Source organism: Ruegeria sp. AL12, assembly GCF_056540885.1.
In genome coordinates, this window is record NZ_JBQFXN010000014.1 from 17,776 (window position 1) to 36,315 (window position 18,540).

The 18,540-nt window shown below is 57.8% G+C and carries 20 protein-coding genes; 15 read left to right on the plus strand and 5 right to left on the minus strand.

Translation table 11 applies throughout. The features are described from left to right. The first annotated feature begins 79 nt into the window (after positions 1-79). From ACR0C6_RS19875 to ACR0C6_RS19885, 3 genes are read left to right on the plus strand one after another with little or no spacing between them, the layout of a single operon-like run. Positions 80-1,153 (plus strand): ABC transporter permease, encoded by a 1,074-nt coding sequence (locus tag ACR0C6_RS19875; RefSeq protein ID WP_171233900.1) that lies wholly within the window; start codon positions 80-82, stop codon positions 1,151-1,153. Then, positions 1,153-1,929 carry an ATP-binding cassette domain-containing protein gene (locus ACR0C6_RS19880; protein ID WP_171230736.1) on the plus strand — a complete coding sequence of 259 codons (777 nt, stop codon included), beginning with the start codon at positions 1,153-1,155 and terminating at the stop codon, positions 1,927-1,929. The genes ACR0C6_RS19875 and ACR0C6_RS19880 overlap by 1 nt, the downstream gene beginning before the upstream one ends. Then, positions 1,926-2,564: a nucleoside/nucleotide kinase family protein gene (locus tag ACR0C6_RS19885; protein WP_480620805.1), complete on the plus strand. Its 639-nt coding sequence runs from the start codon at positions 1,926-1,928 to the stop codon at positions 2,562-2,564. The genes ACR0C6_RS19880 and ACR0C6_RS19885 overlap by 4 nt, the downstream gene beginning before the upstream one ends. Positions 2,565-2,610: 46 nt before the next feature. Here ACR0C6_RS19885 and ACR0C6_RS19890 read toward each other — a convergent pair whose 3' ends face one another. Together ACR0C6_RS19890 and ACR0C6_RS19895 are read right to left on the minus strand one after the other, a co-directional pair. Further along, positions 2,611-3,327 carry an aspartate/glutamate racemase family protein gene (locus ACR0C6_RS19890; RefSeq protein WP_480620807.1) on the minus strand — a complete coding sequence of 239 codons (717 nt, stop codon included), beginning with the start codon at positions 3,325-3,327 and terminating at the stop codon, positions 2,611-2,613. After that, positions 3,324-4,028 (minus strand): GntR family transcriptional regulator, encoded by a 705-nt coding sequence (locus ACR0C6_RS19895; protein WP_480447700.1) that lies wholly within the window; start codon positions 4,026-4,028, stop codon positions 3,324-3,326. Before ACR0C6_RS19895 ends, ACR0C6_RS19890 begins: the two co-directional genes overlap by 4 nt. 112 nt (positions 4,029-4,140) lie before the next feature. Here ACR0C6_RS19895 and ACR0C6_RS19900 point away from each other — a divergent pair, with 112 nt between their 5' ends. Continuing rightward, positions 4,141-5,835: a thiamine pyrophosphate-binding protein gene (locus ACR0C6_RS19900; protein ID WP_480620809.1), complete on the plus strand. Its 1,695-nt coding sequence runs from the start codon at positions 4,141-4,143 to the stop codon at positions 5,833-5,835. Here the strand turns inward: ACR0C6_RS19900 and ACR0C6_RS19905 are convergent. Further along, positions 5,796-6,716 (minus strand): LysR family transcriptional regulator, encoded by a 921-nt coding sequence (locus ACR0C6_RS19905; protein ID WP_480620810.1) that lies wholly within the window; start codon positions 6,714-6,716, stop codon positions 5,796-5,798. The two genes, ACR0C6_RS19900 and ACR0C6_RS19905, sit on opposite strands and share 40 nt — an antisense overlap. 98 nt (positions 6,717-6,814) lie before the next feature. Between ACR0C6_RS19905 and ACR0C6_RS19910 the strand changes: the two genes are divergently transcribed. From ACR0C6_RS19910 to ACR0C6_RS19960, 11 genes are all read left to right on the plus strand, one after another. Beyond that, positions 6,815-7,948 (plus strand): enolase C-terminal domain-like protein, encoded by a 1,134-nt coding sequence (locus ACR0C6_RS19910; RefSeq protein WP_480620812.1) that lies wholly within the window; start codon positions 6,815-6,817, stop codon positions 7,946-7,948. Further along, on the plus strand, positions 7,945-9,195 hold the full coding sequence (locus ACR0C6_RS19915; protein WP_480620814.1) for an NAD(P)/FAD-dependent oxidoreductase: 1,251 nt from the start codon (positions 7,945-7,947) through the stop codon (positions 9,193-9,195). The genes ACR0C6_RS19910 and ACR0C6_RS19915 overlap by 4 nt, the downstream gene beginning before the upstream one ends. Positions 9,196-9,248: 53 nt before the next feature. Then, on the plus strand, positions 9,249-10,226 hold the full coding sequence (locus ACR0C6_RS19920; protein ID WP_480620816.1) for a TRAP transporter substrate-binding protein: 978 nt from the start codon (positions 9,249-9,251) through the stop codon (positions 10,224-10,226). Positions 10,227-10,295: 69 nt separating this feature from the next. Beyond that, positions 10,296-10,829 carry a TRAP transporter small permease gene (locus ACR0C6_RS19925; protein WP_480620818.1) on the plus strand — a complete coding sequence of 178 codons (534 nt, stop codon included), beginning with the start codon at positions 10,296-10,298 and terminating at the stop codon, positions 10,827-10,829. A 4-nt stretch (positions 10,830-10,833) separates the two neighbouring features. After that, positions 10,834-12,147, plus strand: a complete 1,314-nt coding sequence (locus ACR0C6_RS19930; protein ID WP_152460436.1) for a TRAP transporter large permease — start codon at positions 10,834-10,836, stop codon at positions 12,145-12,147. A 7-nt stretch (positions 12,148-12,154) separates the two neighbouring features. Continuing rightward, complete coding sequence (locus ACR0C6_RS19935; protein ID WP_480620820.1) at positions 12,155-13,087, plus strand: hypothetical protein; 933 nt, start codon at positions 12,155-12,157, stop codon at positions 13,085-13,087. Positions 13,088-13,274: 187 nt separating this feature from the next. After that, entirely contained in the window at positions 13,275-13,706 is a 432-nt protein-coding gene (locus tag ACR0C6_RS19940) for a DUF2141 domain-containing protein (protein WP_480447707.1), read from the plus strand. A 1-nt stretch (position 13,707) separates the two neighbouring features. Further along, entirely contained in the window at positions 13,708-14,301 is a 594-nt protein-coding gene (locus ACR0C6_RS19945) for a TetR/AcrR family transcriptional regulator (RefSeq protein ID WP_152460439.1), read from the plus strand. Then, entirely contained in the window at positions 14,298-14,549 is a 252-nt protein-coding gene (locus ACR0C6_RS19950; RefSeq protein ID WP_480620822.1) for a hypothetical protein, read from the plus strand. Before ACR0C6_RS19945 ends, ACR0C6_RS19950 begins: the two co-directional genes overlap by 4 nt. Positions 14,550-14,581: 32 nt before the next feature. Continuing rightward, positions 14,582-15,727, plus strand: coding sequence for an aromatic ring-hydroxylating oxygenase subunit alpha (locus ACR0C6_RS19955; protein ID WP_480620824.1), 1,146 nt, complete (start codon positions 14,582-14,584; stop codon positions 15,725-15,727). Next, the gene (locus ACR0C6_RS19960; RefSeq protein ID WP_480447710.1) at positions 15,724-16,800 is read left to right on the plus strand and encodes a 2Fe-2S iron-sulfur cluster-binding protein; all 1,077 of its coding nucleotides are present in this window, start codon (positions 15,724-15,726) and stop codon (positions 16,798-16,800) included. The genes ACR0C6_RS19955 and ACR0C6_RS19960 overlap by 4 nt, the downstream gene beginning before the upstream one ends. Before the next feature lie 63 nt (positions 16,801-16,863). Here ACR0C6_RS19960 and ACR0C6_RS19965 read toward each other — a convergent pair whose 3' ends face one another. Next, positions 16,864-17,235, minus strand: a complete 372-nt coding sequence (locus ACR0C6_RS19965) for a cupin domain-containing protein (protein ID WP_480620826.1) — start codon at positions 17,233-17,235, stop codon at positions 16,864-16,866. A gap of 90 nt (positions 17,236-17,325) precedes the next feature. Beyond that, on the minus strand, positions 17,326-18,363 hold the full coding sequence (locus ACR0C6_RS19970; protein ID WP_480447711.1) for a YeiH family protein: 1,038 nt from the start codon (positions 18,361-18,363) through the stop codon (positions 17,326-17,328). Between the last annotated feature and the right edge of the window lie 177 nt (positions 18,364-18,540).

Genomic DNA, 18,540 nt, shown 5'->3' on the forward strand with positions numbered 1-18,540 from the left:
GCCTTCCGCATTTCAAACCACCCATTCGCCCGAAAACTTGCTAAAGTCGTCAGTAACCTGACGCTTTGGGGGAACCTTTATGTCCGATACTTCACGACGATCAGACGACTTCGAAGCCGCTGCAAAAGGCAGCCCGGAACAGATTGCCGAATTTGACGATCACCACCGCGGGTTTGTCGGAACGGTTCAGCATTTTCTGCATGTGAACCCCTCTTTGGTGCCGCTGATCGTTCTTGTGGCTGCCATCGTCATTTTCGGGGCTTTGCTGGGCTCTAAGTTCTTCTCGCCATTCGCGCTGACCCTGATCCTGCAACAGGTTCAGATCGTCGGGATCGTGGCGGCGGCGCAAAGCCTCGTCATCCTGACCGCCGGTATCGATCTGAGCGTCGGAGCAATCATGGTGATGTCGTCGGTTGTCATGGGACAGTTCACCTTCCGATATGGGCTGCCGCCAACGGTCGCGATTGTTTGCGGCCTTTTCGTTGGCACCGCAATCGGTGCGGTGAACGGGTATCTGGTCAGCCGCATCAAACTGCCGCCGTTCATCGTGACGCTTGGCATGTGGCAAATCGTTCTTGCGGCGAACTTCCTGTATTCTCAGAACGAAACAATCCGGTCGCAGGAGATCGAAGAAAACGCCGCGATTCTGCAACTTTTCGGGGCCAAGTTCAACGTGGGCGGGGCGGTATTCACCGTCGGCGTGATCTTCATGCTGGTGCTGATCCTCGGGCTTTCCTACGCCCTTCGTCACACCGCATGGGGAAGGCATGTTTACGCGGTCGGTGATGATCCGGAAGCCGCCGAGTTGTCCGGTGTCAATGTGCATCGCACGCTGATGTCGGTTTACATGCTGTCCGGGCTGATCTGCGCCTTCGCGGGATGGGCTCTGATTGGTCGGATCGGGTCCGTGTCTCCGACGTCTGGCCAGTTGGCCAATATTGAAAGCATAACAGCGGTCGTGATCGGGGGCATATCCCTGTTCGGTGGCCGCGGGTCCATTCTCGGATCATTGTTCGGAGCGTTGATCGTCGGGGTCTTCACGCTTGGGCTTCGGTTGCTGGGCGCTGATGCGCAATGGACGTTCCTGTTGATCGGCATCCTTATCATCGCAGCGGTCGCGGTCGACCAGTGGATCAGAAAGGTGGCAGCCTGATGGAACCTATTCTCAAAGGAAGGAACCTTGTGAAGCGCTACGGCAAGGTGACGGCGCTGGACCAGTGCGATTTCGATTTGATGCCGGGCGAGATTCTGGCCGTGATCGGCGACAACGGTGCGGGCAAGTCAACACTGATCAAGGCGATTTCAGGCGCAGTGGTGCCGGATGAAGGTGATGTTTGGCTGGAAGGCCGGAAAGTGAATTTCCACTCGCCGATAGACGCGCGTGAAGCCGGTATTGAAACGGTTTACCAGACACTTGCAATGTCCCCTGCCCTGTCGATTGCGGACAACATGTTCATGGGGCGCGAGATTCGGCGCAAAGGGCCATTGGGATCTTGGTTTCGAATGCTCGATCGTCCGGCGATGGAGAAATTCGCCCGCGACAAGCTGAGCGAACTGGGCCTGATGACGATCCAGAACATCAATCAAGCCGTCGAAACACTGTCCGGGGGTCAGCGTCAGGGTGTAGCGGTGGCACGTGCCGCGGCATTCGGATCAAAAGTCATCATCCTGGACGAACCAACCGCCGCATTGGGCGTGAAGGAAAGCCGGCGCGTTCTTGAACTGATCCTGGACGTGAAATCTCGCGGCATTCCGATCATCCTGATCAGCCACAATATGCCACATGTTTTCGAGGTCGCCGATCGAATTCACGTGCATCGACTGGGCAAACGCCTCTGCGTCGTTGATCCCAAGGATTACACGATGTCCGACGCGGTGGCGTTCATGACCGGCGCCAAGGAACCGCCCGCCGAGGACCAGGCCGCGTGACGGGTAAACTTGCCACCCCCGAGGCGCTTGCAACCAAAATCGCGGATGCCGTCCAGGCCTTGCCGCCGCTGCAAGACCGGCATCTTGTCGCGATTGCCGGGCCGCCGGGATCGGGAAAAACGACCGCAGCGGGCCTTGCAACCAACGAGCTCAATCTGCGCGGCATCGCGACCGGCCTGGTTTTCATGGACGGCTTCCACTATGACAACGTGATCTTGAAGGATCGCGGCCTGCTGAACCGCAAGGGATCCCCCGAAACCTTTGACCGTGCCGGCTTTCATGCGCTGCTTGGTCGATTGCGTGCGGAAGAAGAAGTCGCAATACCCGAGTTTGACCGAAATCTCGATCTGGCCATTGCCGCGCGGTCCATGATCACGGCGGATCAGCGCGTTGTTCTGGTTGAGGGCAATTACCTTCTCTTGAATGAACCGGGTTGGTCGGACCTTCACCAACTGTGGGCATTCAAGGTCTTTCTGGACACCGATTTGAAAACACTCCAAACCCGCCTGACCAACAGATGGATCGGCCATGGTCTGGACGCCATTGCCGCCAAGGACCGTGCGCAGTCGAACGATCTGCCGAATGCACAGCGTGTGATCCGAAATTCGATACCCGGTGATCTGACACTGGCATGAGTTTTGCTTGCGGCCAACACAATCCGTCTTGATGAAAGGCCAGAGATCAGTTCCGGTACACCGGCGGAACAAGACCGGCGTGGAACCAGGTCACGAAGGACACGATCGAGAACACCGGCAGCCCGGTCGCCTGTTGAATATCCGGCGCATAGGGGCACATATTCGTGCACTCCAGAACGATTGCCCCAAGATCGGGGTGGTCCGAGGCCAATGCGATTGCGGCCTCGACATTGTCTTCCCGGGCCTTCTGAACATTCAGATGCGGTTCATTGCCAAGAATTGCGCGGGTGAATTCCCGCCCACCCTCGGTTGTGCCGATTGGCGTGTCCAAGGGGACATTGGCAGCCAGAAGATGGTCATTGGTCAAAGTGGAGGCCGAAATGGTCAGAATGCCCGCGCGCTTTCCCTTGGGAAGGATGCGATTCACCATTTCGACCTGCATCAAGGACGAGGTGACGACGGGAACCGGAACGGCCTCGGCCAGCTCCTTCTGGAACAGGGACAGGAACCCGCAATTGGTTGTTATTCCGTCCGCGCCGTCTTTGACCAGCTCTTGCGCAGCGTCGATGAAGACCTCGAGCATACCTTCGGCCCGATGCCGGACCACCCGATCAGGCGAGGCATCCCGAACGATGCGGTACAGCACCGGAAACGGCCATGTCCGTGCATTGCCCATGTCACCGGGAATTCTTGGGAATTGCGCGTCCAGCATAAGGATTCCCACCGATGCACCATAAATGGATTTGCCGCCCTGCGCGATCATCCCTGTGCCTCTTCGATAATGCGGGTCGAGATGTCTTCGGCCCCTTCCATGTAGATGCTGGTAATCCCGTGACGCACAGCGTCCTGAACCTGATCCATTCGTTTTGTGATATGAGCCGCCAGAACCCGGGCCGCCTCGTCCGCGTCCCGATCCAGCAGGGCCTGCATGACGTGTTTATGTTCGTCCTTGGACTTCTGCACCCGGTCCATGCTCATGGAAATCCAGCGGATATAGCGGATACGCTCGTTGATCCGCGTCAGAGTTTGCAACAACTCCATGTTCCCTGACAGCTTTGCGATCCCCAGATGGAACGATTCGTCCCGGGCCACAGCCTCTTCGATCGTCAGACCGGTGATGTCGATGCCCGTTTCGTAAAGTTCATCACGCAGCTTTTGCAGGTCTTCATCGGCCGCCCTGGCGCAGGCGGATCGGGCCGCCGCGGATTCGATGATCTGGCGCAGCTCGAAAAGGTCGAACACGCTTTGCGCATCCAAAGGACGGCAAAAAAACCCTTGCCCCGGGCGGAAATCGAACAGCCGTTCGGCAACCAGACGGTTCAACGCTTCTCGCAACGGCGTGCGGCTGACGCCTAGATCCCTGGACAGCGCGACCTCGTTCAGGCGGTCACCGGGGCGCAGGCGGAAGGAGACCGCCATCGCTTTGACCTGATCATAAATATCATCGACGCGTGGACCCGCCATAAACAATGCCCTTCTTCCGTTGATCCACAGGTGCCACACTCAATTCTTGAAATCAATATGCAAACTTGTATACAGCTATGTGTACAATTTCAACGCAAAGGAATCGCGAACCATGACAGGGACGAACTACCTGACCGGAGCCGAGGCGATGGTGCGTATGCTCGAGGCGCATGGCGTGACGCATATGTTCGGCCTGTGCGGCGATACCACCTTGCCGTTCTATGACGCACTCGCCCGAATGGATCACGGCATTCAGCACATTCTGACCCGCGACGAACGGCACGCCGCCTACATGGCGGATGGCTATGCACGCGTGACAGGCAGGCCCGGCGTTTGCGAAGGCCCTTCCGGCGGTGGCGCGACCTACATTCTGCCGGGTGTGGTCGAGGCCAATGAAAGTTCCGTTCCAATCCTGGCGATCACCTCTGATGTGGCGACGACCAGCCGCGGGAAATACCCTTTGACAGAACTGGATCAGCCAGCGTTGTTCCGCCCGCTGACGAAGTGGAACGCGTCTCTGGATGATGCCGCCCGGCTTCCGGCCATGGTTCGTGCGGCGTTCAGGGCGATGACAACGGGAACACCCGGCGCGACCCATCTGGCACTGCCGTTTGATACGCAGAAGGCACAGGTGGACGAAGCGGAAATCTGGGCCGACGACCGGCATCGCAACTTTCCCGCCGAACGGGCCGCCCCAGATCCGGATGCCATCGAAGCGGCCGCAGCCATTCTTGCCCGGGCCACATCCGCCGTCGCGGTCTGTGGCGGCGGCCCGGTTCTGTCCGGCGCGACCGATGCGTTGCGTCGCGTCGCCGGTCTGCTGGATATGCCCGTCGCCACAACCGTTTCAGGCCAAGGGTCTATCGCCGAAACCGATCCTTTGGCCCTGGGTGTCGTCGGATCGAACGGCGGGATCCCCGCGACCCGTGCCGTGGTGGATCAGGCTGATGTCGTCCTGTTCATCGGGTGCCGCGCCGGTTCGGTCACGACCGAACGGTGGAGAAGCCCCGGACGCAACGCCACGATCATTCACATCGACAGCGACCCCATGGTGATCGGCGCAAACTATCAGACCGAAGTGGCGATCTGCGCTGACGCCCGCCTCGCGCTTGAGGCATTGGCCCGAGCGCTGGAGGACCGGCAAGACCTGAACGGACAAGACGGAGCAACCAAGGCCCGCGCCGCGTGGGAGGCCAAGGCGGCGGCGTTTGCCCCCTTGGCTGCAAGTCGGGAAATGCCGATCCGGCCAGAGGCTGTCATGGCGTCCCTGATGGACATTCTGGACGACGATGCGATTGTGGTCGCTGACCCCGGCACCCCCTGCCCCTATTTCAGCGCGCATTACCGTTGGCGGCAACCCGGGCGGCATTTCATCACAAATCGCGCACATGGAGCACTGGGCTATTCTCTGGGGGCGGCCATGGGTGCACATGTTGGCCGGCCCTCGGTCAAGACCCTGGCCGTCATGGGCGATGGTTCGTTTGGGTTCACCTGCGGTGAATTTGAAACGATGGTTCGGCACAAAATGCCGATAACCTCGATCGTTTTCTCGAACTCGGTCTTCGGATGGATCAAGGCGGGTCAGGATGCTGGGTTTGATCAACGCTATTACAACGTTGATTTCAACCGGACCGACCACGCCGCCGTCGCAGCCGCCTTCGGAGTGAAATCATGGACGGTCAAAGACCCTGAGGACTTGCCGAAGGTGCTGAAACAGGCCCTCGAACATGATGCCCCCACATTGGTCGACATCCATTCGCAGCAGCTTCACGAGGCCGCTGCACCTGTGTCGGAATGGGTTGCGTAAGAGGCAATCGACGGGGTCAGCTGGGCCAGAAATTCCTGCGCAATCGTGGACAGGGGGCGCCCCTTTGCGGTGATGATTGCAAGATCCAGCATGACGGATGGCTTGAACGGGCGGGTCTGGTACCCGCTCTCACCATCGAACGTCACGGTAAAGGGATCGATCATCGCAACACCCATGCCCTGTTTTACAAAACTCAGCAGGTTCTCGGACAGGTGCGTGTGAATCTGTGTCCGCCACGTGCGCCCGGATGCCTGAAAGATGTCACGGGTTCGACGGTGGGTTTGGTGTTCCGGGCCCATCACGATGAAGGGCTCGTTTTCCAGTATTTCCGGTGTCAGAACGTCATAATCCGCCAAGGGGCTGTTTTCTGGAAAAGTCGCAAGTGTTTCGAATTGAAACACCTGATAATTCAGAGTGTCGTGCAGGATCGGCATCTCTACGATGCCGATTTCAAACAGGCCTGAAATCACCCATTCCTGAATCTTGGATGAATACTGCGACTGGAAACTGACGGACAGGTTGGGGCGGCTTTTGGCAAAACGAGCGATCTCGCGCGGCATGAAACCAAATGACAGAAGATGCGGAGCTGCAACCTGCAATTGACCGGGATGTTTGTTCTGCAAATCCGTCACGGCCTGTGCCACGTGATCCAACCCGCGCACGACCGTGTCGACTTCGCGGAACAGCAGCTCGGCTTCCGGGGTGGGCAGCAAACGGCCCTTGTTGCGCTCGAACAGAGGCAGTCGCGCTTCGCGTTCCAACTGAGCCAACAGATTGCTGATACCAGGCTGGGATATCCCAAGTACCGACGCCGCACCGGTTACGGTTCCGGTTTCCATGATGGCGTGAAACGCTTGAAGCTGGCGAAAGCGTAGGGACATGGATTACCGCATCATTTATTCTGATGAACTGTAGAAGAAATAGTATTTGAAATGATATGCTCGTCAAGGCAGGCTTTCGCTCAACCACAGGGGGCGGAATGAACGATCTGTCACAAAACATCATCGGTTTCGACCTTTGGCACCTGAAGCTTCCGGTCACGTCCCGCCGGGATCACGGTATAGGATCCGTCGAAGGCGCCTGCGAAGTCGTCATACTGCGACTGACATCCGAGGATGGCGCACAGGGATTTGGCGAAGCGTCACCCTGGTCGGTGTTCACCGGCACCCCGGAAGCGACATTCGCGGCACTGGATCGATATATACGCCCTCTTGTTCTTGGCGCCAGCGTGGGCGACCGGTCAGCCATCATGGCGCGCGCGGCCTGTGCAGTGGCGCATTGCACCGAGGCCAAGGCCGCGCTGGAAACCGCGCTGCTGGATCTGGCCGGCCGTATCAGCGACATCCCTGTCTGGTCTTTGCTGGGCGGTCGCTGCCGCAACACCATTCCGCTCAGCTGTTCCATCGCCAACCCGGACTTTTCCCAGGACATAGACCTGCTGGCGCGGTTGCGAGAGGACGGCGTGCGGATTGTCAAACTCAAGACCGGGTTCAAGGATCACGCCTTTGACATCATGCGGTTGGAATATCTGGCGCAGAACTGTCCTGAATTCTCGGTCCGCGTGGATTTCAATCAGGGGCTGAACATCGAGGACGCCCCGGCGCGGGTGCGGGACGTGGCCCAGTTCAATCCTGATTTCATCGAACAGCCGGTTCGCGCCCACCATTTCGGCATGATGGCAAAGCTGCGCCAAATGACCGATATTCCCCTTCTCGCCGATGAAAGCGTCTTTGGTCCCGAAGATATGGAACGCGCCGCGCGTGAAAGCATTTGCGATGGTGTCTCGGTGAAAATAATGAAGTCTGGCGGACTGACCCGCGGGCAAACGGTCGCCCGCATCGCGGCCGCGCATGGTCTGACGGCATATGGCGGGGACATGTTCGAGGCCGGCCTGGCCCATCTTGCCGGCACCCATATGATTGCCGCAACGCCCGAGATCACATTGGGCTGCGAATTCTATCAGGCGTCCTATTTCCTGAAAGAAGACATTCTGGAAGAACCCTTCCGGATCCAGAACGGACAGGTCTGCGTGCCCGAAACCCGCGGGCTTGGCGGCAGGCCCGAGATGGCCAAGCTGAACCATTACGCAGTGGCCAGGGCGGTTTCAGAATGAGTGACAAGAAAACCATAGCCATCATCGGCGCCGGTATCGTCGGCGTGTCGGCCGCGGTCTGGCTGCAACGGGATGGGCACGACGTGATCCTGTTCGACAAGGCCGGACCGGGCGAAGGCACGTCTCATGGCAATGGCGGTGTGCTGGCATCCTGTTCCATCATACCTGTGACGGTTCCCGGATTGCTTGGCAAAGCGCCCAAAATGTTGCTGAGTTCGTCGCAGCCGCTGTTTTTGAAATGGGGGTATCTGCCCAAGCTGCTCCCATGGCTCCGGCAATATCTGAGCCACGCGAACATAGAAGACGTTGAACGGATCGCGGCGGCGCTGACGCCGATCGTCGGCGACAGCCTGAATGATCACAAGGCATTGGCAACAGGCACGCGTGCTGAAAAGTGGATCGTGCCCAGCGACTATCTGTTTCTCTACGAGAACCGGGCCCATTTTGAACAAGATGCGTTGGGCTGGGGAATAAGGCGGAAGAACGGCTTTGATTGGGAAGAACTGGAGGGCAAGGCGTTTCACGACTATGACCCCGTGTTCAGCCCGGATATCGGTTTCGCTGCCAAGCTGTCAAACCACGGTCATATCACCGATCCCGGGCAGTACGTGAAAGACTTGGCCGCCCATGTCGAGGCTGGCGGTGGTCGGATCATCCGCGCCAATGTCGAGGACGTCACCCGCGAGAACGGCCGCGTTACCGGTGTGCGCGCGGGTGGCGAGACCATCGCTTGCGACACCGCCATTGTCACGGCTGGCGTTTGGTCGGGGCCACTGGCCAAGCGACTGGGGGTTTCTGTTCCTCTTGAAAGCGAGCGCGGTTATCATCTTGAATTGGTGGCACCTTCTGCCATGCCCCGCAGCCCGGTCATGGTGGCTTCGGGCAAGTTTGTTGCCACGCCCATGGATGGGCGCATACGCTTGGCGGGTATCGTGGAGTTCGGTGGGCTGGACGCCCCGCCCTCGCGCGCGCCGTTTGAATTGATGCGAAAGAATGCCCGGGCCGCGTTTCCGGGCATAACATGGAAGGAGGAAGTGGAATGGATGGGGCACAGACCCGCCCCGGCTGACTCGATCCCGATCATAGGCGACGTGCCCGGTATCAAAGGGGCCTATATGGGCTTTGGGCATCATCACATCGGCCTGACAGGTGGGCCAAAGACCGGGCGGCTTTTGGCGCAGATGATTGCGGGCAGAACCCCGAACACCGACATAAGCGTTTATGCGCCGTCGCGCTTTGCAACATAAAGAACAGACCGATGAAAAACATCGGTATTTCAAAACTCGATAGGGAGAAAACGATGAAAAAACTGACAAACCTTCTGGCGGCAACCGCTTTGACCGCTGCCGCGGCGACACCGGCCATGGCCGAAAAATGGGACATGCCGATGGCCTATTCGGCGTCGAACTTCCATTCGGCCACCGGTGCGGAATTCGCCAAATGTGTAACGACCGGAACCGGCGGTGAGATCGAAATCGTTACGCATCCATCCGGCTCGCTGTTCAAAGGTGCCGATATCAAACGCGCAATCCAGACCGGGCAAGCCCCGATCGGCGAACGCCTTCTGTCCGGCCACCAGAATGAGAACGCGTTGTTCGGTTTCGATTCGATCCCGTTCCTTGCGACCTCGTTCGACGACAGCGCCAAGCTTTGGGAAGCGGCGAAACCGTCAATTGAAAAGCTGCTGGAGGAACAGAATCTGACATTGCTGTATTCCGTGCCATGGCCACCGCAGGGGCTGTATTTCAAGAATGAGGTGAACTCGGTCGCAGACATGAAGGGCATCAAGTTCCGTTCGTACAACAACGCGACTTCGCGACTGGCCGAACTGACAGGCATGTTGCCGGTAACCATCGAAGCGGCGGAAATCAGTCAGGCTTTTGCGACGGGTGTCGCCGAGTCGATGGTGTCCTCGGGATCGACCGGGTATGACCGCAAGGTCTGGGAAAGCCTGAACTATTTCTACGAAGTCGATGCCTGGTTGCCACGCAACTACGTGATGGTGAATTCGGATGTCTGGTCGGGCGTGTCCGACGCCAACAAGAACGTCATCAAGGCCTGCGCAGAGCTGGCGGAATACGCGGGCAACTGGCGCGCCAAGGAATATACCGGCTTTACTCTGCAAGGTCTGCGTGATGGTGGCATGACCGTCGGTCCGGCATCCGAGCAGATGACGAATGAGCTGAAAGAGATTGGTGTGACCATGACCAATGAATGGCTGGAAGCCGCCGGCGACGAAGGCAAAGCCATCGTCGACGCGTTCAACGCCTCTCAGTAACCGTTCGAGGCAGGCGGCGTTGCATTGCGTCGCCTGTTTTCCATCCAATCATAACACAGCGGGGACGCCATGGCGTTATTGCGGGGGCTTCGGTCCGTTCTGGATTTCATCTATCTGGCAGCGGGGGTAATGGCGGCGGTCAGCCTGATTGCCATTCTTTTGCTGATCGTCGTGCAGATGCTGGCCCGCTGGACCGGTGAAGTCTTTCCCGGAGCGCCCGACTATGCCGGCTATGCAATGGCGGCGGCATCTTTTCTGGCCTTTGCCAATGCGTTGAACCGGGGCAGCCACATTCGGGTTTCGATCCTTCTGAACGCGGTGCCGGACAGCGTGCGGCGTGTCCTTGAAATCTGGTGTTTCACCATCGGCACAGCCGTCATGTGGTATTTCTGCTGGTATGCCTATCGCTTCGTCTATTGGAGCTGGAAGTTCAACGACATCAGCCAGGGTCAGGACAGAACCGCGCTGTGGATTCCGCAATCCGCGATGCTGATCGGAGCCGTGATCCTGGCCATCGCGCTGACGGATCACCTGATCCACGTCCTGTTCAAAGGTGACCATCGCATTGTCCGCGATCTGGCCGACCAGAGCCACGGAGAATAGACGCATGGAAAACCTGTCTGTCATCATCCTTTTCCTTTTTGTTCTGTTCACCCTTCTCGGTACCGGCGTCTGGGTCGGCCTGGCCCTGATGGGCGTCGCCTGGGTCGGGATGGAGCTGTTCACGACACGCCCCGTGGGCGACGTGATGATCACGACGATCTGGTCCGCTTCGTCGTCGTGGACCCTGACCGCCTTGCCCATGTTCATCTGGATGGGCGAAATCCTGTACCGCACGCGATTGTCCGAAGACATGTTCAAAGGGCTGTCCCCCTGGATGGCCCCCCTGCCCGGCGGTCTGGTGCATACCAATATCGTGGGCTGTACCGTCTTCGCGGCAGTCTCAGGTTCGTCGGCGGCAACCCTGACCACTGTCGGAAAGATGTCGATCCCCGAACTGCGCAAGCGCAACTACCCCGAACGGATGATCATCGGTACTCTGACCGGTGCGGCCACTCTGGGGCTGATGATCCCGCCGTCTTTGACCCTGATCGTCTACGGGGTGACGATCAATGAATCGATCACCAAGCTGTTCTTTGCCGGCATCCTTCCCGGTTTGGTGCTGGCAGCGATGTTCATGGGTTATGTCGCGATCTATTCCAAGTTGGGCAAAGACTGGACCCCGGATGTCGAGGGCAAGCTGAGCTTTTCCGAGAAAGTCAGAAATTCCCGCTTTTTGTTGCCTGTGATCCTTCTGATCACGGTCGTCATCGGCTCAATGTATCTGGGCTATGCCACTGCGACCGAAGCTGCGGCTTTTGGGGTGATCGGCGGCCTGTTGCTGGCGGCAGGCCAAGGGTCGTTGAACTGGAAGACATTCACCGAAAGCCTGATGGGCGCCACGCGAACCAGCGCGATGATCGCCCTGATCCTTGCCGGCGCGGCGTTTCTGTCGCTGTCCATGGGCTTCACCGGCCTGCCGCGCGGGCTGGCCGATCTGATTGCAGGTTGGGAACTGACCCGTTTCGAACTGCTTATGGTCCTGCTGGTGTTCTACATCATTCTGGGCTGTTTTCTTGACGGGATTTCTTCCGTCGTGTTGACCATGGCCGTGGTGGAACCAATGATCCGCGACGCTGGCATTGACCTGATCTGGTTCGGCATCTTCATCGTGGTCGTTGTTGAAATGGCGCAGATCACACCTCCGATCGGGTTCAACCTGTTCGTGATGCAGGGCATGACCAACCATGAGATGAGCTATATCGCACGCGCTGCGATACCGATGTTCCTGATCATGGTGCTGATGGTCTTCATCCTCATCTGGTTCCCCGACCTCGCCACCTGGCTGCCCGAGAATTTGCGTCAGAGCCCGGGCGGGTAAAACGGCCTTGAACCTGCTCCATCTGGCGGTCCGTCACGGGCCCCGTGTTCTGGTCGCCGGATTGGCGGCGGGTCTTCTATTGCCGGGTTTGGCCGAGCCCATGCGAGGCCTGCTGCCGCCCCTGGTCGTGTTGTTGCTGTTCGTCACCGTCCTGAGAATGGACCCCGAAACCATTCTTGGATCGTTGAGCGATCTGCACAAGGTCGCGTTCACCGTCATCGGGTTTCAATTCGTGATGCCGCTGATCATTCTGGCCATTGGATTTGTCGGGGGATGGACCGGAACGCCGGTGCTTCTGTCCCTGCTCATCATGGCGGCTGCGCCCTCGATTTCCGGCAGTCCCAACATGTGTTTGATGATGGGCTACCCACCTGAACACGCGATGCGAATGATGGTGGTTGGGACCGCCCTGCTGCCATTGACAGCGTTTCCGGTGTTCCTGCTCATGCCTGAGCTGGGCGGCATTCACTCTGTTCTGCTGGCCGGGTTGCAACTGCTGTTGACGATACTCTGCACAACCGGCGCCGCCATTGTTGTCCGGTGCGTCTGGTTGCGTTCACCATCACGCTCCACATTGGTGAATCTGGAAGGGTTGGGCACAATCACCTTGGCCGTTTTTGTCATCGGCCTGATGCCTTCTGTCAGCACCACAGCGCTGAAAAGCCCGGCCGTCGCGGCCTTCTGGATCGCGCTCGCCTGTCTGGCCAATTTCGGAGCACAATTCATTTCGTTCCGGATTACCCGAGGACGTCTGCCGGCAGCCAGAGCAACCGCTGTCTCTTTGATCGCGGGAAACAGAAACATCGCGATATTCTTCGTTGCTTTGCCGCCCGAGGTCACCGCACCCATCATGGCCTTCATCGGGGCGTATCAAATTCCGATGTACCTGACGCCAATGGTCATGCGTCATCTCTACATGAGGCAAGTATTGCCCGAGTAGCTTTGGAAAGCCGCCTTAGGATATTTTTTTCCCTTTTCTCCGATCCGTGTCGGCGTTGGGCCGATACGTCGTGCTTGGTTCAATGCAAAAAAAACACGCTCAGGGAAATCGGGTGAATAATTGTCACTATTGACAGTTAATTGCACTCTTCCTATTTACTGTCAATGTTGACAGTAAAGGATATATCATGCCGATTAGCAAACTGGTCGTCGCATCTGTGATGACACTAGCTTCAACCCTCGGGGCATCCGCACAAACTCTCACTGCGACGGTGCAGGACGTGCGCAATGCAGATGGTGATTTGATCATTGCCGTGTTCGATGACTCAAAATCTTTTAAGGCCATGGACGTGGCGAACGCGGCGGCCTTGGCTTCCATTCCTGCTGTCAAAGGCCAGGCCTCGGTCACCTTTCACAATCTCCCGCTTGGCACCTATACGATTGCCGCGATTCACGACGAGAACAGCAACAGCAACCTGGATACCGAGAAGGATGTCCCAACCGAAGGGTACGCCTTTGGCGGCATGGATCGGAGCGGTCTACCGCCGGAATTCGCGGATGCCGCTGTCGCCGTCGGCACCGGTGCAACCGCAGACCTGAAGCTGAAATACTGGAAATAACATGATCGGGCGCCCCTCAAATCGTGATGAACGTTATGAACAGATTATGCAGGCCCTGGTCAGATGTGTTGCGAGATATGGCCTTGATGGCGCATCGCTTTCGCAAATAGCCAAGGAGGCGGGCCTGACACGTCCTCTGATCCGGCATCACCTGGGCAATCGGGATGAATTGATTACGACCCTGCAAGACTATGTTCTGAAAAGTTTTTCGGAACAGTCTGACGCACTCGTTGCAGGCTTGCCGGCGTCGAGAAAATCAAGACATCTGATCGATCTTCTGTTCTCGGACATGAACCAGACGTCACCGGATATGGTTCTTGCCTTCGCAGCACTCACCGCGCGGGCGGTCGAGGATGCTTCGCTTCGCCTGGCTTGTCGAGAGGCTCTGCTTGCCTTTGAAACTACGATTGCTGCGATACTGCGCGCGGATTTCCCGAATGTGGATGCCGCAAAGGTCAATACCGCCGCTCATGGCATTGTGGCGCTTTATTTCAACGCGACGTCTTTGGCCCCTCTGGATATGCCGAATGTCTGGAAAACTCAGGCCGAACAGGCCGCGCGTGCGCTGTTCAATGGCCTGGAGCAAGAACCATGACACGCAAGCGACAGCTGAACTACATCACCTTCGCGGCGCTGATGGTGACGACGGTACTTGGCTATCAGACGTTGTGGGGGCTTCTTTTCATGTTCTGGACAATCCCGAATTTCTATTCCGGTCACGCTTTGCTTTTGACCGACGTAACCCGGGATGAGGACCCCATCCTGTTTTGGCTGATCCAACTCGCCTGGGTCGCATTAGGCCTGTCGATGATCGCCATCGACTTTCTCACCCAAACGTTTTGAAAATTCCTTCACAAGAGGCTCAAATGAAACCCATGCTGCACCTTTTGCCGGTCGAAGCTTACACGAGCCAGGATTGGTTCGACCGGGAAATGCGCGAGATCTTCTCCAAAACCTGGCGCTACGCCGGTTTTATGGAGGATGTCAGTGAACCCGGCCAGTTCATCGCCGTGCAGGCCGGACTCAACAACATATTCGTGATTATGGGGCGCGACCGTCGCCTACGCGCCTTCCATAACATCTGCCGCCATCGCGGTACCCAATTGATCCGCGCGGTTGGCAAAACGCAAAAAGCATTGACCTGTCCTTATCACGATTGGACCTACGATCTTGAAGGCAATCTGATTTCGGTGCCGGATGAGCACGAGGAATATGGCAAAGTCGACAAGTCCTGCCTTGGCCTGAAACCCGCCAAGGTCGATATCTGGAAGTCGATGATTTTCGTCCATCCAGACCCCGACGCGCCTTCCATCGCCGAATGGTTCGGCCCCGTCGAACCCCATATCGGCCCGCACGTCCCGGAGGAGCTGATCGAGTACGAAGACCTGAACACCAGCTATGAGATAAAGGCCAACTGGAAGGTTGTCGTCGAAAATTACATCGACGTTTACCACCTGAGCCATCTGCATTCGAATACGCTGCGGATGTATGACCACAAATCCGCCGAATTCCACTGGGAAGGACCTCATTACATGTTTTGGGAGCCGCCCGTGGCGGAGTTTCTGGAAGATCAGGACAGCAAACTGACCGCCCCGCGCGTCATCCCCAAAGACATGAACGGCGCCTGGGTGCCGATGCTGTTCCCGGGGATTGGTCTGGCCGCTTCGGAAGACGGCTGGAATATCTTCATTGTCGAACCCCTTGGCCCGGAACTGACACGAGTTCACAACCGTGGGCGGGTGTCAAACAGCTCGGAATGGGAATTCACCAAACAGTCGATGAAGTCGTCCTCTTTCTGGGCCGCGTTTGGAATTGCCGGGAAATACGAAGCCAATGACGCGATGGGCGAAGATGACCCGATGGTTGCCGGCGACTTTACCGGCGAAGACATCTACGCGTGCGAGCAGCAGCAGAAGTCCCTGCATTCTCCGTATTTTGAAGCAGGTCCGGCGGCAAAAGGTGAAAGCCCCGTCATCGAGCACCAGAAAGTTGTTCTGCAATGGTTGGGGGAAGAGAAATGAACCCGCGTGATTTTTTCCCATTGCGCGTTTGCGGGACCAGAGTCGAACTGGATGGCGTGGCAAAGACCGTCATGTTCGAGGTCCCTGACCGCCTGATGGACATATTCGCCTGGAGGCCGGGCCAACACGTGTCCGTTCGTTTCAATATTGATGGCGAAGAGCACCGTCGAAGCTATTCGATCTCCAGTTCGCCTTACTCCGGGGATCCGCTTCGCATCACCGTCAAACGGGTCAAGGGTGGCCGTGTCAGCAACTTCATCAACGACACCGTTCAGGAAGGGCAAACCATTGACGTCATGCCGCCATTTGGCAGTTTCTGCCTGGACCCCGACGAAACGGCGCGGCGCACCCATTACTTTTTTGGCGCGGGCTCTGGCATCACTCCGCTCTTTGCAATGCTGAACTCGGTTTTGACAGCCGAGCCCCATTCAGTCGCACATCTGGTGTATGGCAACACAAACGCCAAGAGCATCCTGTTGCAGCACGAACTGAGCGTGCTTCAGCAAGCGCATCCCGAACGTTTTACAATCAACCATGTCTTTTCGAAACCCGGCTGGTGGTCCAGCGCCGAGTACTGGCGGCAAGGTACAATCGACAAGGCCGCCATCGAAGCGTTGATCGCCGAGTATCCACCTTACGCCCAGGACGCGCGGTACTATGTCTGTGGTCCGCGCGATATGAACCAGGCCGTCAAATCGGCCTTGATGTCCATTGATGTTCCCCAGAACCGCATCCACATGGAAAGCTATGGTGCTGCGCCGGATCTTGACACGGGTATTGACGGGGTGGACGCAACCGTTGAACTGACGCTGGAAGGCACCCGACACCTCATTTCGGTCTCGAGGGGACAGACCATTCTTCACGCAGCGCAGTCAGCGGGGCTCAAGCCACCCTATTCCTGCCAATCCGGAGTTTGCGGCGCGTGCCGGGCCAAACTGACCGACGGCACAGTTCATATGCGGGCGCGCATGGCACTGGAAGACAAAGACATCAAAGCCGGAGAAATCCTGACCTGCCAGTCAATACCCACGGCGGAAAAACTGACGATCAGCTTTGACCAAACCCGTCGCTGAAAAGCCAATGACGCGCCTGAGGCATGCCGGTTCACGCCGCCTCAGGTTCAATCACGGATCGGATCATGCGTCCGGCGCGCAATCTCGGATCACGAAGTGCTTGGTCGTTTCTTCCACGACTTCCCAATAGCCGCGAAAGCCGTTGGGGATCAAAAAGCCGGCCCCGGTGCGAAAATCCTGACGGGTCCCGTCTTCGTGGATCAGGGCGCAATGACCTTTGACGATATAGCAATATTCGTCCTTGTCCGTGAACGCGTGCCATTTGCCCGGCGTAGACGTCCAGGTCCCGGCAGACAGTTGCCCATCCGGGCTGGTGAAATGCATTCCAATCTTGTGATGCGGATCACCGGCGACAACGCGATCGGGAAGATCGGCCAAACGCCTTTCGCTGCGCGTTGCCGGCTCATCGAATAGATTGAGTACCTGTGTCGTCATGAGGTCATACCCTCCTGCTGGTCATGTAGTGCGAGATGACGTGATCGGCCGATGGTCGGTCACGTGCTGAACTTGGATTTCCGCCATCCTCTAATGAAACAGGTAGACACCCGCCAAAACCAGAGCAGCGATGAAGATCGTCTCGGCCACGATCAGGACGATGGCCTGCCCACCCACATCCAGAATCCGCTTGAGCGACGTTTTCATGCCCACTGCCGCAATCGACAACAGCAGCGCCCACCGGCTGAGATCGGCCATGGCCGACGAGACCACATCCGGGATCAGGCCCATTGAATTCAGGACGGCAAAGATCAGAAAGCCAACGACAAACATCGGCAAAATAGGCGGGCGCTTGCCGTCTTCCTCGCTGAACTCCGCGTGGCGCCGGACAAGAAACGAGATGACCAGAACCACCGGGGCCAGCATTGCGACACGGATCAGCTTGACCAAAGTCGCGACCTCACCGGTTTGGTCCGAAACCGAGAACCCGGCCCCGACAACCTGCGCGACATCATGGATCGTTCCGCCCAGGAAGACCCCTGAAACCTCGTCGTTGAACTCGAAAGCCTCGGTGAGGATCGGGTAGGCGATCATCGCGATTGTCGACAGAACAGTAACCGACAGTACCGTGAAAACCAGGTTCCGCTCCGAATGCTCGTTTTTGGGCAGAATGGCCGACAAGGCCATCGCGGCCGATGCACCGCAGATCGCAACCGATCCCCCTGTCAGCACCCCAAAGCGCCAACCACGGCCCAGAAGACGCGCGCCAAGAAGCCCGAACAGGATCGTGAGGATCACACTGGCAATCACAACGGCAATCAGATCAGCGCCAAGGCTCATCATCAATTCAACGGAAATACGCGCCCCAAGCAGCGCAACGCCAAAACGCAGAACCGTTCGTGCAGTAAATTCGATACCGGCCTTGCAGTCGCCGGCATCGTCTTCGGCCAGGAAATGGAACGCGATGCCCAGCAACAGGGCCATCAGCATCGCCGGGGCACCATAATGTTCGGACAAAAACTTCGCTGCGACGGCAACAACCACGGAAACAAGGAAACCGTGACCGTTCAAACGAACGAAAGACCGTGCCCGAAGCCACGGCGAGTTGGATGCACTCAACACCTGCATCTTACTTCCTTTGCAATATTTGAGCTGCCTTTGGGGCAAAGCCTGCCCCCACCCGAACCATATTCGGCCCGGGTGAAGCATGATCAGATCACGCTTCCTGAACTTTCATGTCTTCGGCCGAGATTCCTGCGACGGCGACGGGTTTTTTCATTGCGTCGCGGCGGAAGGGTTCGCCGA

Coding starts and splice junctions, on each gene's coding strand:
- ACR0C6_RS19875 (WP_171233900.1), top strand. CDS start 80: ATGTCCGATACTTCACGACGATCAGACGACTTCGAAGCCGCTGCAAAA.
- ACR0C6_RS19880 (WP_171230736.1), top strand. CDS start 1,153: ATGGAACCTATTCTCAAAGGAAGGAACCTTGTGAAGCGCTACGGCAAG.
- ACR0C6_RS19890 (WP_480620807.1), bottom strand. CDS start 3,327: ATGATCGCGCAGGGCGGCAAATCCATTTATGGTGCATCGGTGGGAATC.
- ACR0C6_RS19895 (WP_480447700.1), bottom strand. CDS start 4,028: ATGGCGGGTCCACGCGTCGATGATATTTATGATCAGGTCAAAGCGATG.
- ACR0C6_RS19900 (WP_480620809.1), top strand. CDS start 4,141: ATGACAGGGACGAACTACCTGACCGGAGCCGAGGCGATGGTGCGTATG.
- ACR0C6_RS19905 (WP_480620810.1), bottom strand. CDS start 6,716: ATGTCCCTACGCTTTCGCCAGCTTCAAGCGTTTCACGCCATCATGGAA.
- ACR0C6_RS19910 (WP_480620812.1), top strand. CDS start 6,815: ATGAACGATCTGTCACAAAACATCATCGGTTTCGACCTTTGGCACCTG.
- ACR0C6_RS19915 (WP_480620814.1), top strand. CDS start 7,945: ATGAGTGACAAGAAAACCATAGCCATCATCGGCGCCGGTATCGTCGGC.
- ACR0C6_RS19920 (WP_480620816.1), top strand. CDS start 9,249: ATGAAAAAACTGACAAACCTTCTGGCGGCAACCGCTTTGACCGCTGCC.
- ACR0C6_RS19925 (WP_480620818.1), top strand. CDS start 10,296: ATGGCGTTATTGCGGGGGCTTCGGTCCGTTCTGGATTTCATCTATCTG.
- ACR0C6_RS19930 (WP_152460436.1), top strand. CDS start 10,834: ATGGAAAACCTGTCTGTCATCATCCTTTTCCTTTTTGTTCTGTTCACC.
- ACR0C6_RS19940 (WP_480447707.1), top strand. CDS start 13,275: ATGCCGATTAGCAAACTGGTCGTCGCATCTGTGATGACACTAGCTTCA.
- ACR0C6_RS19945 (WP_152460439.1), top strand. CDS start 13,708: ATGATCGGGCGCCCCTCAAATCGTGATGAACGTTATGAACAGATTATG.
- ACR0C6_RS19950 (WP_480620822.1), top strand. CDS start 14,298: ATGACACGCAAGCGACAGCTGAACTACATCACCTTCGCGGCGCTGATG.
- ACR0C6_RS19955 (WP_480620824.1), top strand. CDS start 14,582: ATGCTGCACCTTTTGCCGGTCGAAGCTTACACGAGCCAGGATTGGTTC.
- ACR0C6_RS19960 (WP_480447710.1), top strand. CDS start 15,724: ATGAACCCGCGTGATTTTTTCCCATTGCGCGTTTGCGGGACCAGAGTC.
- ACR0C6_RS19965 (WP_480620826.1), bottom strand. CDS start 17,235: ATGACGACACAGGTACTCAATCTATTCGATGAGCCGGCAACGCGCAGC.
- ACR0C6_RS19970 (WP_480447711.1), bottom strand. CDS start 18,363: ATGCAGGTGTTGAGTGCATCCAACTCGCCGTGGCTTCGGGCACGGTCT.